This window comes from Phaeovibrio sulfidiphilus (genome assembly GCF_014861485.1).
In the GTDB taxonomy this organism is placed as follows: Bacteria; Pseudomonadota; Alphaproteobacteria; order Rhodospirillales; family Rhodospirillaceae; genus Phaeovibrio; species Phaeovibrio sulfidiphilus.
In genome coordinates this window covers 125,225-141,078 of sequence record NZ_JACZHT010000003.1, presented here as the reverse complement: position 1 = coordinate 141,078, position 15,854 = coordinate 125,225, and the positions used below count along the sequence as shown (strand labels likewise).

Here is a 15,854-nt window from a genome sequence, read left to right as displayed (position 1 = left end):
CGAAGGTGCTGGGCCGACGGGAGAGCCGCTCACGCAGGCCTGAGCCCGCGGAGCGATCCGGCGGCGGAATGGAAATCGTGGGGAACACCACTCGGGTGAGGATGTCCCGTGCGCGCAACCTCGCAGGGTAAGGTAGCGGGAACCCTGGACGGTTTCCAGAAAAAACTCAGGAGGCCAGTTCGTTGGAGCGATCGGCGGCCGCTTTCATGGCTTTGGCCAGGAGGGGGCCAAGGCCGGTCCCGGTATCCATGAGAACCTCGAGGGCGGCGGCGGTGGTGCCTCCGGGACTGGTTACATTGGCCCGCAAGGTGGCGGCACTGTCCGGGGAGGCGTCCATCAGGGCGCCGGCTCCCACGACAGTTTCCCGGGCCAGGACCATGGAGAGCTCCTCGGGAAGGCCCAGGATCACACCCGCCCGGGCCATGGCCTCGACCAGGTTGAACACGTAGGCCGGTCCGCTTCCCGACAGGGCCGTGACGGCGTCCATCTGGCTTTCATCGTCCAGCCAGACCACGGTGCCGACCGCCTCCATCAGGGAGCCGGTGACGGTCTTCAGGGCCTCGGACACCCGGGGGTTGGCCAGCAGGGCGATCACGCCCTTTCCAACCGAGACCGGCGTGTTGGGCATGCACCGGATCACCGAGGCCGGGCCGCCAAGGAGCGTCTCGAGGGTCTCGAAGGACTTGCCCGTGACGATGGAGAAGAACGCGGTCCCGCGCCGGGCGAGCGGCATGTAGGCGGGCAGGATGTCGTCGATGACCTGCGGCTTGACCGCCACAACGCAGAGGTCCACGTCCAGGGCCACCGAGTCCGCGGGGCTCACAAGCCGCACGCCGTCGGGCAGGGTGCTGCCATCGATCATGGGATCGACAACGGTGACCGTGGAGGGGTCCAGCCCGCGGTTGAGCCAGCCGTCCAGCATGGCCCGTCCCATGCGGCCGCAGCCAAGGAGAAGAATGCGCTCTGCGCTCAGGGTCATGTCTCAGGCCTCCCCTTTGGTGTCCAGCAAGGCGGAATCCAGCGCGTCCCGGGCGCAGTTGCCGCCCCACAGCGCGAACTGGAACGCGGGGTAGAAGCGCTCGCACTCGGCCAGCGCGATGTCCACGATCTCGTCCAGGTCTCCCGCGCAGACCCGGGATCCGGACAGCAGCAGGGTGTGGCGGAACCGCGGCATGGAGGTCTCGTTCCACAGGCTGAAGTGGCCGACCCACAGGCGCTCGTTCAGGAGGGCCAGAAGCTCGTACAGGACGGCGCGCCGGCTGTCCGGCACCCGGATGTCGATGGCGCAGGAGAACTGGAGGGCGTCCAGGTTCTCCGACCAGAAAAAGACCAGCACGCAATCACACCAGTACCCCGGCACCTGCGCGTAGACACTGCGGTCATCGCGCCGTTCGATGGTCCATCCCTTTCCACTCAGGAAGGTCTCGACCTGGTCCACGGGGTTGGAGCAGGACGGCTCTATGGACAGCGACGTAAGCGGCATGCGAAAGCTCCAGGGTGTCGGGGGAGAGACAGTCCGGACGACGGGGACCGTGGTCCGGGCACTATGAAGAACGGGGGACAGTGATGCAACCGGACTCACGCCCCCGGATCAAGCAGGGAAAGCCCCTCGCGCAGGCGATCGGCGGGAATCTGGCCCGGAGCCGAGGCCCGGGTGCCCGATCCGAACGTCAGCACCGAGCCGCAAAGCCCTGCACCGACCCGCGAAATCAGCCCCAGGGGGCCCATGGAGATGGAAACCGGGGGAATCGGCGATGCCGAGTCGGCATAGGTGCGTGACGCATCCATCAGGGTGATCACGTCCGCCGGGGTCTTGGGCATGACCGCAATCTTTGCGAGCGCAAAGCCGGCGGGATGGTCCGCCATCGCGTGGAAGAGGTCCAGAAGCTCCTCTTTCCCCGGGGTGCGGTGGAAGTTGTGGTGGCTGGCCATCAGCACCGTCGGCTCGGCGGTGAAGCCCCCCTCGAGGAAGGTGACAACCCGGCGTGTCTCCTCCGGGAAAAGGTTCGCCTGGGCCAGCTCCACATCGATCACATCCACCGCGTCACTGATGGCCGCATGGTAGAGCAGGTGCCCCCAGGCGGGATCATCGGCCGGGAACTGTCCGCCCTCCCGGGTGGTTCGCAGGGTGAAGACAAGCGGAATGTCGCCGACCACCGCGCGGAGCTCCATCAGGGCCGAAATGATCCGAAGTCCATGAAGGACATGCTCAAAATGGTCCGCGCGCCACTCCAGGAGGTCGGGTTTCATGGCCAGGCAGGCCCTGGCCTCGTCCAGAAGACCCGGAAGGGTCGGAGCGGTCAGCGGGAGGCAGATTTTCGGTCGCCCCTCGCCCAGGACAACGGAGCGGAGGCGGACGGTGGGAGCACGGGTGGGCATGGTGTACCGGCAGGTTTGAGGGTGTTTCCGGCCTTCGAGGATAGGGGGTCAGGGGCGCGAAATCGAATCAAACCGGGAAAAAGGCAACGCCCGGAGCAGGGCCCCGGGCGTTCCAGACGGTTTTGTGCGGATTTGCGCGTGCCGGGGGTGCCCCGGGGCGCCGCATCAGGCGATGCGGGCCAGCGCGTCCTCCAGTTTCTGGCGGGTCGATTCGTAGTCGGCCCGCTTCTCGCGCTGCTCCTCGATCACCTCGGCGGGCGCCTTGGCGACAAATCCCGGGTTGCCCAGCTTCTTGTCAATGCGGGCGACCTCGTCGGTCATCCGGCGGATTTCCTTCTCCAGGCGGGCCCGTTCCTGGTCCAGGTCGATCACGCCCTCCAGGGGCAGGACCAGCGTGGCCTCACCCAGAACCGCCTGGGCGGATCCCCTGGCCGGCGGGGCCTCGGTGATCGCGATGGAGGACAGGCGGCCAAGGCGCTTCAGGAGAATGTCCCAGGTGGCCAGACGCTCCCGGGTGAGGGCGTCTGCATCCCGGACCAGAAGCGGAATCTGCGCACCCGGGGGCACGTTCATCTCGGCGCGGATCGAGCGCACCGAGGTGATCAGGGACACGACCCAGTCCATGGTGTCCTCGGCGTCGGCATCGGCCTGGCTGCCGGAGCCGCCCGCGGGCCAGGGCTCGCTGATGAGAAGGCGCTCGCGCGGTGCGATCTCGTTCCACAGCTCCTCGGTCACGAAGGGGACCATGGGGTGCAGGATGTGGAGGATCTGGTCCAGAGCCCACGCGGTCACCGCACGGGTTTCGCTGCGGTCGGCCGGGTCGATCCCGTCCGCGTTCTGGAGCAGGGGCTTGGCCATCTCCAGGTACCAGTCGCAGAACGTGTTCCAGACAAACGAGTAGGCAATCTGGGCCGCGTCATTGAACCGGTAGGCGTGGAAGGCCTCGCCCACCTGGGTGGCGCACTGGCGTGTCTTGGCCACGATCCAGCGGCTGAAGGTCAGGCGCACGCTGTCGGGATCGAAGCCCGCGACCGGCACGCACTCGTTCATCTGGCAGAAGCGCGCCGCGTTCCAGAGCTTGGTCACGAAGTTCCGGTATCCGGCAACCCGGCTCTCGCTCATCTTGATGTCACGGCCCGGAGCCGCCATGGCCGCCAGGGTGAAGCGAAGGGCGTCGGTGCCGTAGGTGCCGGTCAGCTCCAGGGGGTCGATCACGTTCCCCTTGGACTTGGACATCTTCTGGCCCTTCTCGTCGCGGACCAGGGCGTGGATGTACACGTCGCGGAACGGCACGTCGCCCATGATGTAGTGGCCCATCATCATCATGCGGGCGACCCAGAAGAAGATGATGTCAAAGCCCGTCACAAGGACGTCGCCCGGGTAGTAGCGGGCGAGTTCCGGGGTGCTCTCGGGCCAGCCGAGGGTCGAGAACGGCCACAGGGCGGACGAGAACCAGGTGTCGAGCACGTCCGTGTCCCGGGTCAGGGAGACGTCGCTGCCGTAGTGGGCCCGGGCGGCGGCGATGGCCTCCTCCTCGGTTTCCTCCACGAAGATGTGCCCGTCCGGTCCGTACCAGGCCGGAATCTGGTGACCCCACCAGATCTGGCGCGACACGCACCACGGCTGGATGTTTCGCATCCACTCGAAGAAGGTCTTTTCCCACTGCTTGGGGACAAAGCGGGTGCGGCCCTCCTCGACGGCCCGGACCGGCGCCTCGCAGAGGGTTTTCGCGTCCACAAACCACTGGTCCGTGAGCCAGGGCTCGATGATCACGCCCGAGCGGTCGCCGTAGGGCTGGACCATGGGGTTTTCCTCGATCCGCTCGACCAGGTCCAGCGCCTCCAAGTCCTGGAGGATCCGCTCGCGGGCCACGAAGCGGTCGAGCCCGCGGTAGGCCTCGGGGACGGCGTCGTTCAGCCGGGCATCCGCATCCAGGATGTTGAGAAGCTCGAGGTTGTGGCGCTTGCCCACCTCGAAGTCGTTGAAGTCGTGGGCCGGAGTGATCTTCACCGCGCCCGAGCCCTTCTCGGGGTCGGCGTACTCGTCGGCGATGATGGGGATGGGGCGCCCGGCCAGGGGCAGCATCACCTGCTTTCCGATCAGGTCGCGGTAGCGCTCGTCCTCGGGGTTCACGGCGACGGCCATGTCACCGAGCATGGTTTCCGGGCGGGTGGTGGCGACCACCAGGAAGCGTCCCTCCTCGCCGAGGACGGGGTAGCGCAGGTGCCACATCTTCCCGACGGTCTCGCGGTTCTCCACCTCCAGGTCCGAGATGGCGGTGTGCAGGATCGGATCCCAGTTGACCAGGCGCTTGTCGCGGTACATCAGGCCGTCGCGGTGGAGCTTCACGAACACCTTGCGCACCGCGTCCGAGAGGCCCTCGTCCATGGTGAAGCGCTCGCGGCCCCAGTCGGGCGAGCAGCCCAGGGAGCGGAGCTGGCGGGTGATGGTGCCTCCGGACTCGGCCTTCCACTCCCAGACCCGGTCGATGAAGCTGTCCCGGCCCAGGTCATGGCGGGAGATGCCGCTCTCGCCCAGCTGGCGCTCGACCACCATCTGGGTTGCGATGCCCGCGTGGTCCGTGCCCGGCTGCCAGAGGGTGTCGCGGCCGTTCATGCGGTAGTAGCGGATGAGAATGTCCTGGAGGGTGAACGTGAGCGCGTGCCCCATGTGCAGGGAGCCGGTCACGTTCGGGGGCGGCATCATGATGGTGTACGGCCGCGCGTCGGATCCGGGATTGCAGGCAAACGCGTTGGTGCTTTCCCAGCGGCGGTAGAGCCGCTCCTCCACATCGGCGGCGTTGTAGTTCTTTTCCAGCATGACAGGTCGCGCCCCTCGCAAGACAACAAATATCCCGCGCCTCCGGGTCCGGCCCGAAGACGCTCCAAAAGGGCGTTACTCTAGAAGAGTGGGGCAGGGAATCAAGAGTTTTCCGCGCGTTCCACGAGCCGCTCGATTTCCTTCTTGACCAGACGCTCGGTCATGGCGGGCAGGTTCTGGTCGAGCCAGTCCCTGAGAAGCTCCCTGAGGATATCGCGCACCAGGGCCTCGAGGGTCAGGGATCCGTCCCCCAGCGTCAGGTGCCGTTCCCGGGCGATCTGGGAGGCCAGGTCCGCGATCATCCCGCCCGCCAGGGCCTCCGTGTCACTGGAGATCAGGCGCTCGTCAGGTCCGGTCCCCTCGGGGTGTGCATGGGATTGGGTCACAGCCATCTCTTCCGTCAGTTCAAAAACATCGTCATCCGCGGGCAGGCCGAACTGGGTCTCGGGCTGCGCCTCGGGGATCGGTTGGTGCAGGGGCACGGGTTCGGGGAACGGTTCCGGCCCCGACAGGGCATCGGGCCGGGGCTCGGGCTCCACGACGGGGGCAAGCTCCTGAACGGGGAAGGGCGCCGGTTCCGGAGGCTCGGCAACAGGGGGCGCGGCCGGCAGGTCGGCCACGTCAAACCGGGTCTGGGGGGCCGCAGGCGCCGGCTCCAGGTCGAAGACCGGCGGGCCCTCCCTCACGGGTTCGGGCTCGGGGGCACGGCGCGTGTCCGCTGCGTTCTCCGGGCGTTCCGGATGGGCCTCGTCCTCGCTCTCGGACAGGATCTTCCGGATGGACGTCAGGATGTCTTCCAGCGACGGCTCTGCTGTTTGAGTGTGTTCTTCGCTCATTGCCGGTTCCACTGCCCCTGGAGCGCCGCGGACGATGTGCAGGCACCCATTACTATCTCCTCCGGTCGCGCGCCGGGTCGTCCGGGCGTTTCCTTCCGTGGCGGGCGAGAGAGATGCACAGTCTGCCGCCTGCCGGTTGCAACTATACTATTTTTCACAATATCTGGGCGCGGTGCAACAAAATGAAGTGTCTTTCGGGCGATCTTTGCCGAAATACCCCTGGGGACAGGGTTTTTCTGCCATGTTCCTCTGCGGTTGACGGTGATTTCCACCCGGTCCGTTCGCGCCGCGGCGACGGGGGCACGTCCCGGGAGTGCGGGGTGGGGGGAGATTCGCCCCGGTACCGCCCTCCGGCCAGTGCGCCCACGGGCTTTCCGCGGGGGTCGGGAGCACGCCGGCGTGGACCATCGGCTGTGCCGGGTCTGTCATCCGGTGTGTCATCCGGTGTGTCCGGTGGTGGGGTCTGCGTGCCCTGAGCCTGTGCGGTTGATGGGGCGGCGGTTCCACCGGATGGCGTGCTGGCGGTGGCCCGGGCGGGCCGGTTCCTCCGGCCGGTGTGCCAATCCGCGGCTCCCGGGGTGCCGCGCTGCGCGGTCACCGGTGGTTCCTGCCGCTTTTGGTCCCGGGCCATCCGTTCCCCCGGCTCACCCTGGCACGCCCACGCTCTCGCGGCCCTCCCTGTCCCACGGGGCGGGAGGCGCGCGCCCGTGGCGGCGAACCACGCGGCCTATCGCTCCCGGATCCCCCCGCATGCCCGGTGGGCACATAACCCAGCACGCCGGCAGCGCATGAAACCGGCTCCCGCGGGCATAAACGCCGCACGCCCGCAGGGCACAAAAAAGGGGGAGCTGTGGGCTCCCCCTCCTGTACTCGTGTCCCGAAAGCGTGGGAGCCGCCAGCGGCCCCCGGGTCACGCCTTACGCCTTGGGCGCCGCGGTCGCGTTCTCGGGAAGCTGCTCCTTGCCGCCACCGCAGGCCATGATCTTCTGCGGCTCCGCACCGGCCTCGGGCATCTGCTCGTCCGTGCCGCCGCAGGCCTTCATGGCCGCCGCCGCGTTCTGGAACGCTGCCTTCTTGTGCTGGGGCGCGCTCTTCCAGCCGTCCTCGCTGGACAGGGCGCGGGTCCGGCTTTCGTCGAAGTTGAACTTCGTCTTCTTCTTCGTGTGCGGGCCCCAGTAGCCGAACTTGCCAAGGTCATAGAACTTGCGCTGGAAGGCCGAGATCAGGAACGCCTTCAGGCAGCCGATCAGGTACTTCCGGCGGGTCGGTTCCTTTTCCCAGATGTAGCCGAACAGCATCTTGTTCATATAGAAGCGGCGGTAGTTCTTCATGGTCAGGTCAAGAAGCGTCGCACGGTCCATGGCGGCGGGCTTCATGATGGGGGTGACGAAGTTGTACTTCTCGAAGTCGAAGACCTCGACCTTGTCACCCATTTCCTGGAAGAGATCCGAGAACGGCCAGGGCGTGAACATGGACCAGTTGGCCATGTCCGGGTTCCACTCGCGGCAGAGCTGGTAGGTCTCCTCGAGGGTCTCCGGGGTCTCGTTGTCGAGACCGACGATGAACTGGGCCTCGGTGACAATGCCGTTCGCGCGCAGAAGGTCGATGGCCTTCTTGTTCTCGGCGACGGTGGTCTCCTTGTTGAACAGGTCCAGCTTCAGCTGGGCGGCCGCCTCGGTGCCGAGCGAGATGTGGATCAGGCCGGCCTTGCGGTAGAACGGCAGCAGCTCCTCGTCGCGCAGGATGTCGGTCACGCGGGTGTTGATGCCCCACAGGACATCAAGCTTGCGGTCGATCAGCTCCTGACAGAACTCGATGAACTTCTGCTTGTTGATGGTGGGTTCCTCGTCCGCAAGGATGAAGAAGCCGACACCGTGTTCCTTGACCAGCACCTCGATCTCGTCGACGACCTTCTTCGGGTCGCGGACGCGGTAGTCGCGCCAGAACTTCCACTGGGAGCAGAACGAGCACGTGAAGGGGCAGCCACGGGCCATGTTGGGAGTCGCCACAGGGACGCCCCAGGGAATGTAGATGTACTTTTTCCAGTCGAGAACCGACCAGTCGGCCACGATGGAGTCCACGTCGCGGATCGACGGCTCCGCCGGAGTGGCCACGATCTTGTCGCCGTCGACGTAGGCAATGCCACGGATGGAGTCGCGCTCCTTCGGCCAGCGGCCCTCATCCACAGCCTTGACGATGTTGAGCGTGACCGCCTCACCCTCGCCGCGCACGATGGCGTCGATCCAGGGGGCCTCGGTCAGGATCTGCTGGAACATGAAGGTCGCGTGAATGCCGCCCAGAATGATAACGGCGTTCGGGCATTCCTCGCGGGCAATCTGCAGCATCCGCTGCGCTTTATAAATGGCCGGCGTCACGGCAGTGGTGCCGATGATGTCCGGCTTCTCCTCACGGAAGACGCGACGGAGATCGTCCTCGTCCAGGTCGTCGGTCATGGCGTCGACGAAGCGCAGGTTGGAGTAGCCCCCCGCCTTCAGGTAGCCGGCAAGGTAGGCAACCCAGGCCGGAGACCATTTTCCCGCGACCTCGGCGCCGCCGGAGTGATAGTTGGGGTGGAGCATCAGAATACGCATGAAGGAACCCCTTGCGTTTTATGGTAGGGCCCGCCGCCCCGGCGGGTTGGGAAACAAAGTGCGGTTCGCGCGGAATTTGGGCGCACTCTGGACGTCGTGTCAAGCGCTGTTGGCGGGAATGGCCGGGTTCGGGGGACAAACCGGCAAAAAGGCTCCCTTTGTCGCCCTTCAGGGCTACATCCGGAGGTGTGTGCCCTAAACCCGACTGAACGAAAGTGTTATTTTTGTGTCCAGGAAGAAAATTTCCGTCGGAACTGTGCGCCGGGACAAAAAGAAACCCAAATGGGATTGGGGGGGAAACTTCCGAACGGAGGGGCGAAAAAAGCTGGTTTCGGGCGCTTGACTTTTGAGTGACCCCAAGGCTAATCATCTTCCTCCCACGCCGCCGGTGCCCGAACATCCGGAAACCCGGCAGTGCGAGCCTGACAAGTGCCGAGTACAGCGAGAAGGGAATAAGCCGCTCATGAGCGCTGTCATCGTTGAGTATCTGCCGATCCTCGTTTTTGCCGTGATCGCATTTTTTGTGGCGGGTGCAATGCTGGCGTCCTCCTATATCATTGTGCCCCAGTCGCCGAATCCCGAAAAGAAAGCTCCCTACGAGTGCGGGTTTCCGCCGTTCGACGACGCCCGTTCCCGGTTTCAGGTCCGGTTCTATCTGGTGGCTATCCTTTTTATCATCTTTGATCTGGAAATCGCCTTCCTGTTCCCCTGGGCCGTCGGTCTGAAGGGGCTGGGAGCGGCGGCGTTCTGGTCGATGATGGTGTTCCTCGCCATCCTGACCGTCGGGTATGTCTACGAATGGAAGAAGGGAGCCCTGGAATGGGAATGAACCCCCCGGCCCACGGACCGGGTCCGGCCGACGAGATCGCCCTCCAGGCGGCGTCCGGCGCCCTGCGTGACAAGGGATTTGTGCTGGCCAATGTGGACAAGGTGGTCAACTGGGCCCGCTCGGGGTCCATGTGGCCCCTGACCTTCGGTCTGGCCTGCTGCGCCATGGAGATGATGCACTCGGCTGTGTCCCGGTACGACCTGGACCGGTTCGGCATCGTCTTCTTTCCGAGTCCCCGCTCCGCCGACGTGATGATCGTCGCCGGCACGCTCACGAACAAGATGGCTCCTGCCCTGCGCAGGGTCTATGACCAGATGCCCGAGCCGAAGTGGGTCATCTCGATGGGGAGCTGTGCCAACGGTGGCGGCTACTATCACTACTCGTATTCGGTGGTGCGCGGCTGTGACCGGGTGGTTCCCGTGGACGTGTACGTCCCCGGATGTCCGCCGACCCCGGAGGCTCTCATTTACGGCATTCTGCAGCTTCAGAAAAAGATTCGCCGGACAGGAACGCTGTACCGCTAAGGAACGAAAGTACCCGATGTCATGACTGGAACTGTTACCGAGCGACTCGATAGTCTCAGGGATATCGCCGCGCGTCTGGAGAGCGAGCTCGAGGATGAGGTCATCCGCGTGTCCTTCGAGAAGGACGAGCTTGTGGTTCTTGCGGTGCGCTCGACGGTCCCGCAGGTTCTGTCCTTCCTCAAGGAGGACGCGGCCTGCCTCTTCGAGCAGCTTGTGGATGTCTGCGGCGTTGACTACCCCGAGCGCGAGGAGCGTTTCGAGGTCGTCTACAACCTCCTTTCCATGCGCTACAACCTGCGCATCCGGGTCAAGGTCCACGCGTCCGAGGACACGCCCGTGCCGTCGGTCGTGTCCGTGTTCCCCTCGGCCAACTGGTTCGAGCGCGAGACCTTTGACATGTACGGCGTGATCTTCTCGGATCACCCGGACCTGCGGCGCATCCTCACCGACTACGGGTTCGAGGGGCACCCCCAGAGAAAGGACTTCCCCCTGTCGGGCTTCAAGGAAATCCGCTACGACGAGGAGCTGGGCCGGGTCGTCTACCAGCCCGTGCGTCTGGTCCAGGACTTCCGCGACTTCGATTTCGCAAGCCCCTGGGAGAGCATGGACGACCAGGTGGCCCGGGCCCGCGGCTGCGCTGCGCAGCTGCCCGGTGACGAGAAAGCGACCGAAGGGAAGGGGGCCTAGGACATGGCGCAGGTCGAGATCAAATCCTACGAGCTGAACTTCGGTCCCCAGCACCCGGCGGCCCACGGCGTTCTGCGTCTGGTGATGGAGCTTTCGGGCGAAATCATCGAGCGCGTCGATCCCCACATCGGGCTTCTGCACCGCGGCACCGAAAAGCTGATCGAGACGAAGACCTATCTTCAGGCGATCCCGTACTTTGACCGTCTGGACTACGCGTGCCCCCTGAACCAGGAGCACGCCTTTGTCCTTGCGGTGGAAAAGCTGCTGGGCATCGAGGTGCCTCCGCGGGCGAAGTATCTGCGCACGCTGCTGAACGAGATCACCCGGATCGTCTCCCACATCATGAACACCACCGCCACGGCGATGGACGTGGGGGCGCTCACGCCCATGCTCTACGGCTACGAGCCCCGCGAGCACCTGCTGGGCTTCACCGAGCGGGTCTCGGGTGCGCGCATGCACGCGGCCTGGTTCCGCCCGGGCGGTGTGGCCCGCGACGCCACCCCCGACCTGTTCGAGGACATCCTGGCGTTCTGCGACAGCTTCCCCAAGTACCTCGACGACTTCGAGACCCTTGTGGACGAGAACCGCATCTTCAAGCAGCGCATGGTGGATATCGGCAGGTGCACCCGCGAGGAGGCTCTGGACTGGGGCTTCACCGGTCCCGTGCTGCGGGCCACCGGGGTTCCCTGGGATCTGCGCAAGTCCCAGCCCTATGACGCCTACGACGAGATGGACTTCGAGGTTCCGACGGGCAGCCACGGCGACTGCTACGACCGGTATCTGGTCCGCATGGCGGAGCAGAGGGAATCCATCAAGATCATGCGCCAGTGCATTGAAAACATGCCCGAAGGCCCGGTCCGGACCCAGGACTTCAAGGTGACGCCGCCCCGGCGCAAGGACATGAAGTCCTCGATGGAGTCCCTGATCCACCATTTCAAGCTGCACTCGGAGGGTTTCCGGGTGCCGGCTGGCGAGACCTACACGGCAGTGGAGGCCGCGACCGGCGAGTTCGCCGTCTACCTGGTGTCGGACGGAACGAACAAGCCCTATCGCTGTCACATCCGCTCGCCGGGCTTTGTCCACCTTCAGGGGCTGGACCTGATCAGCAGGGGCCACATGCTGGCCGACATCGTGGCCAATATCGGGACGATCGATGTGGTGTTTGGAGAGGTTGACCGATGATTGAGACGAACACCGCGGCGGCCGGGACTGCGCCGTTTGCGTTCACGCCCGAGAACCAGGCCGAGGCCCGGAGCATTCTCGCGCGCTACCCCAAGGGCCGGGAGCACTCGGCGGCGCTTCCGCTTCTGGACCTGGCCCAGCGCCAGCAGGGCTACGTGGACCGCTCCGCCATGGAGGCGGTGGCCGGCCTGACCGGTCTCGCCCCCATCCGCATTCTGGAGGTGGCCACATTTTACACCATGTTCCGCCACGCCCCCGTGGGCGAGCACCACTTCGAGGTCTGCACCAACATCTCGTGCTGGCTGCGGGGCTCGGACGAGGTGCTGCGCGCCCTTCGTGACGAGCTGGGGCTCGACCCGGGCGGCAAGAGCGACGACGGCAAGTTTTCCGTGCAGGAATGCGAGTGCCTGGGGGCGTGCGTGAACGCTCCCGCCGTGCGCGTCGGTGACCACTACTTCGAGGATCTCACCTACGACAACACGGTGGCCCTCATTCGCAAGCTCCGGGCGGGCGAGAAGGTGGTCCTGGGCTCCCAGACCGGCCGGGTCGGCTCCGCCAACGCGGCCGGCGCAACCGCTCTTGCGGGGAGGGCCTCCTGATGCTTCAGGACAAGGATCGGGTTTTCACCAACCTCTACGGGTTCGAGGACTGGCATCTGGCCGGGGCGCGGGCGCGCGGGGACTGGGACAACACGAAAGCCCTGCTGGACAAGGGCCGCGAGTGGATCATCGAGGAGATGAAAGCCTCCGGCCTTCGCGGGCGCGGCGGTGCGGGCTTCTCGGCGGGCCTGAAGTGGTCGTTCATGCCCAAGACCGTGGGCGAGCGTCCGCACTACCTTCTGATCAACGCGGACGAGGGCGAGCCCGGCACCTGCAAGGACCGGGACATCATGCGCTTCGATCCGCACAAGCTGATCGAGGGCTGCCTGGTGGCCGGGTACGCCATCAACGCCCATGTGGCCTACATCTACATCCGCGGCGAGTTCGTGCAGGAGGCCATCCACCTCCAGACCGCGATTGACGAGGCCTACGAGGCCGGCCTTCTGGGTGACAACGCCTGTGGCACCGGCTGGAAGATGGACGTCTACGTGCACCGCGGTGCGGGCGCCTACGTCTGCGGCGAGGAAACCGCCCTGATCCAGTCGCTCGAGGGCAAGAAGGGCCAGCCGCGCCTGAAGCCGCCGTTCCCGGCGGGTGCGGGCCTGTACGGCTGCCCCTCCACGGTCAACAACGTGGAGACCATCGCCAACGCCCCCACGATCTTGCGTCGCGGGGCGTCCTGGTACACGTCCCTGGGCCGGGAGAACAACCACGGCACCAAGATTTTCTGTATCTCGGGTCACGTGAACCAGCCCTGCAACGTCGAGGAGGAGATGGGAATCCCCCTTCGCGAGCTGATCGAGAAGCACGCGGGCGGCGTCCGCGGCGGCTGGGACAACCTGCTTGCGGTGATCCCGGGCGGTGCCTCGGTCCCGCTTCTGCCGGCGGCCCTGTGTGCGGATGCCCGCATGGACTACGACGGCCTGCGCGAGCTGCGCTCGGGTCTGGGGTCGGGCGCGGTCATCGTGATGGACCGCTCCACCGATCTGGTGGCGGCCATTGCCCGGCTGTCCCGGTTCTTCGCCCACGAGAGCTGCGGCCAGTGTACGCCGTGCCGCGAGGGCACCCCGTGGATTTCAAAAATGATGGCGCGCATGGTGACCGGTGATGCGGAGCCGGGCGAGATCGATGTTCTGGAGGATGTGACAAGGCGCATGGAAGGCCGGACAATTTGTGCTCTGGCGGACGCGGCGGCGTGGCCCGTGCAGGGTCTGATCCGTCACTTCCGCCCGGAACTTGAGCGGCGCATTGCAGCCCGGAAGGATGCCCCGTCGTCCTCCGCGGCGGCGCAGTAGGGGAGGGAGTCATGCCAAAACTGACGATTGACGGCATTCCCGTTGAGGCCCCGGAGGGCGCCACCGTTCTCCAGGCGGCCGAGCTTGCGGGGATTGAAATTCCCCGCTTCTGCTATCACGAGCGCCTGTCCATTGCGGGCAACTGCCGCATGTGCCTCGTGGAGGTCAAACCCGGACCGCCCAAGCCCGCAGCCTCCTGCGCGCTGCCGGTCTGCGAGGGCATGGAGGTCTTCACGAACTCCGAGATGGCCCGGGCGGCCCGCAAGGGGACCATCGAGTTCATGCTGGTGAACCACCCGCTGGACTGCCCCATCTGCGACCAGGGCGGCGAGTGCGATCTTCAGGACGAGACCGTCCTGTACGGTGAGGCCGCGTCCCGCTTCCGCGAGGACAAGCACGCCTTCGCCGACAAGGATCTGGGTCCGCTGATCAACACGCGCTTCACCCGGTGCATCCACTGCACCCGCTGTGTGCGCTTCTGCGACGAGATTGCGGGCGTTCCCGCCCTCGGGATGATCGGCCGCGGCTCGAGCTGCGAGATCATGCCGTGGGAGGAGGGCGTCCTTCAGACCGAGCTGGCCGGAAACCTGGTGGACGTGTGCCCCGTGGGCTCCCTCACCAACCGGCCCTTCGCGTTCCGCGCCCGGTCCTGGGAACTGACCAAGACCGACAGCATCGACATCATGGACGCCATGGGCTCCTCGGTGCGCATTGACAGCCGCTCGAACGAGGTGCTGCGGATCCTGCCGCGCCTGAACGACGCGGTGAACGAGGAGTGGATCGGCGACCGGTCCCGTCACTTCATCGACGGCCTGCTGGAGCGCCGCCTGGACACTCCCTGGGCCCGTGTGACCCGGGGCGCGGCCCTGCGCTCCGTCAGCTGGGAAAAGGCCCTCGAGATCCTGCGCGAGCGGGTCGAGGCCCTGGGGGATGCGCCGAAGGTCGGCGTCATCGCCGGAGACCAGACGGATCTGGAAACCCTGACCGCGGCGAAGGATCTGTGCGCGGCCCTGGGCTCCCCGAACATGGACTGCCGCCAGGACGGTGCGCGTCTGGATGCCTCGGTGCGTGCGGGCTACCTGTTCAACGCCACCATCGAGGGGCTGGACCAGGCGGATGCGATCTTGCTGATCGGCTCCGACCCGCGCAAGGAGGCCCCGGTGCTGAACGCCCGGATCTTCCGTCGCGTCCGAAACGGCCAGGCGGCCGTGGCCCGGATTGGCGTCCCCACGGACCTGACCTACCCGGTCACCGAGTTGGGCAACACCCCGGGCGAGGCCCTTGCGGCCCTGCGCGCGGGCACCCACCCGTTTGCCGAGGTTCTGCGCTCGGCGAAGCACCCGGTGATCATCGTCGGGCAGGGCGCCCTGCGCCGCGAGGACGGCGCGGCTGTCCTGAACGCGGCCCGGGACCTGGCGGACGCCCTGGGCGTCGTCCGGGAGGGCTGGAACGGCTTCAGCGTTCTGCACACGGCGGCCGGCCGGGTCGGCGGTCTGGATCTGGGCTTCGTGCCGGGCAAGGATGGCCTGGATGCGGGTGCCATGGTTCAGGCCCTGGGGTCCGGATCCCTGGATGTGCTGATCCTTCTGGGCGCGGACGAGTTCGACACCTCTGCCCTTGCAAACCGGTCCACCCGGGATGCGCTGGTGGTCTACATCGGCTCCCACGGGGACGCGGGCGCCGCGGTTGCGGACATCGTGCTGCCGGGCTCGGCCTGGACCGAGAAGACCGCGACCTGGGTGAGCATGGAAGGCCGGGTCCAGCGGACCTTGCGCGCGGTCAGTGCGCCGGGCGCCGCCGTCGAGGACTGGGTGGCCGTGGCCCGTGTGGCCCGCGCCCTCGGGCATGCGCTGCCGTTCTCCTCGGTGGAGGACGTGCGCGCCCGCATGGCGGCGATCAACCCGCTTCTGGGCACCTTGTGGACACTCACTCCCGCCCCCTGGGGCGCTCCGTTCGGAACGGAGGGTGCGGTGTCGGCCGAGCCCTTCACGCCGGCGGTGCCGAACTACTACATGACCTGCCCGATCTCGCGCGCGTCCCGGACGATGGCCGCGTGTGTGGAGGCGCTTTCTGGAACCGAAGACGAGCGGACGGGAACCGATGGCTGAGGCA

General features: G+C 66.2%; 13 protein-coding genes. 7 read left to right on the top strand and 6 right to left on the bottom strand.

Annotated features, from left to right (window positions below; genetic code table 11):
- Window positions 1-166 precede the first annotated feature (166 nt).
- The 6 genes from proC to bchE form a co-directional block, all read right to left on the bottom strand.
- Window positions 167-979, bottom strand: a complete 813-nt coding sequence (gene proC, locus IHV25_RS05470) for a pyrroline-5-carboxylate reductase (RefSeq protein WP_192534099.1) — start codon at window positions 977-979, stop codon at window positions 167-169.
- Window positions 980-982: 3 nt separating this feature from the next.
- Complete coding sequence (locus IHV25_RS05465; RefSeq protein ID WP_192534098.1) at window positions 983-1,483, bottom strand: type III secretion system chaperone family protein; 501 nt, start codon at window positions 1,481-1,483, stop codon at window positions 983-985.
- Between the two features lie 95 nt (window positions 1,484-1,578).
- A complete protein-coding gene (aroD, locus tag IHV25_RS05460; protein WP_192534097.1) occupies window positions 1,579-2,379 on the bottom strand; it encodes a type I 3-dehydroquinate dehydratase in 801 nt (266 codons plus the stop codon).
- Window positions 2,380-2,544: 165 nt separating this feature from the next.
- Window positions 2,545-5,199, bottom strand: coding sequence for a valine--tRNA ligase (locus IHV25_RS05455; RefSeq protein ID WP_192534096.1), 2,655 nt, complete (start codon window positions 5,197-5,199; stop codon window positions 2,545-2,547).
- 101 nt (window positions 5,200-5,300) lie between these two features.
- Window positions 5,301-6,035 carry a DUF2497 domain-containing protein gene (locus IHV25_RS05450; protein WP_242018824.1) on the bottom strand — a complete coding sequence of 245 codons (735 nt, stop codon included), beginning with the start codon at window positions 6,033-6,035 and terminating at the stop codon, window positions 5,301-5,303.
- A 917-nt stretch (window positions 6,036-6,952) separates the two neighbouring features.
- Complete coding sequence (gene bchE, locus IHV25_RS05445; protein ID WP_192534095.1) at window positions 6,953-8,626, bottom strand: magnesium-protoporphyrin IX monomethyl ester anaerobic oxidative cyclase; 1,674 nt, start codon at window positions 8,624-8,626, stop codon at window positions 6,953-6,955.
- 463 nt (window positions 8,627-9,089) lie between these two features.
- On the opposite strand from bchE, the gene IHV25_RS05440 reads away from it, so the two are divergent.
- The 7 genes from IHV25_RS05440 to nuoG are packed head-to-tail and all read left to right on the top strand — an operon-like array spanning window position 9,090 to window position 15,850.
- A complete protein-coding gene (locus tag IHV25_RS05440; protein WP_192534094.1) occupies window positions 9,090-9,455 on the top strand; it encodes an NADH-quinone oxidoreductase subunit A in 366 nt (121 codons plus the stop codon).
- On the top strand, window positions 9,425-9,979 hold the full coding sequence (locus IHV25_RS05435) for a NuoB/complex I 20 kDa subunit family protein (RefSeq protein ID WP_192534093.1): 555 nt from the start codon (window positions 9,425-9,427) through the stop codon (window positions 9,977-9,979). The genes IHV25_RS05440 and IHV25_RS05435 overlap by 31 nt, the downstream gene beginning before the upstream one ends.
- 21 nt (window positions 9,980-10,000) lie before the next feature.
- Window positions 10,001-10,666 carry an NADH-quinone oxidoreductase subunit C gene (locus IHV25_RS05430; protein ID WP_192534092.1) on the top strand — a complete coding sequence of 222 codons (666 nt, stop codon included), beginning with the start codon at window positions 10,001-10,003 and terminating at the stop codon, window positions 10,664-10,666.
- A gap of 3 nt (window positions 10,667-10,669) precedes the next feature.
- A complete protein-coding gene (locus tag IHV25_RS05425) occupies window positions 10,670-11,848 on the top strand; it encodes an NADH-quinone oxidoreductase subunit D (protein WP_192534091.1) in 1,179 nt (392 codons plus the stop codon).
- A complete protein-coding gene (locus IHV25_RS05420) occupies window positions 11,845-12,447 on the top strand; it encodes an NADH-quinone oxidoreductase subunit NuoE family protein (RefSeq protein WP_192534090.1) in 603 nt (200 codons plus the stop codon). Before IHV25_RS05425 ends, IHV25_RS05420 begins: the two co-directional genes overlap by 4 nt.
- Window positions 12,447-13,742, top strand: coding sequence for an NADH-quinone oxidoreductase subunit NuoF (nuoF, locus tag IHV25_RS05415; protein WP_192534089.1), 1,296 nt, complete (start codon window positions 12,447-12,449; stop codon window positions 13,740-13,742). Before IHV25_RS05420 ends, nuoF begins: the two co-directional genes overlap by 1 nt.
- A gap of 11 nt (window positions 13,743-13,753) precedes the next feature.
- Complete coding sequence (nuoG, locus tag IHV25_RS05410; protein WP_192534088.1) at window positions 13,754-15,850, top strand: NADH-quinone oxidoreductase subunit NuoG; 2,097 nt, start codon at window positions 13,754-13,756, stop codon at window positions 15,848-15,850.
- Window positions 15,851-15,854: the final 4 nt, after the last annotated feature.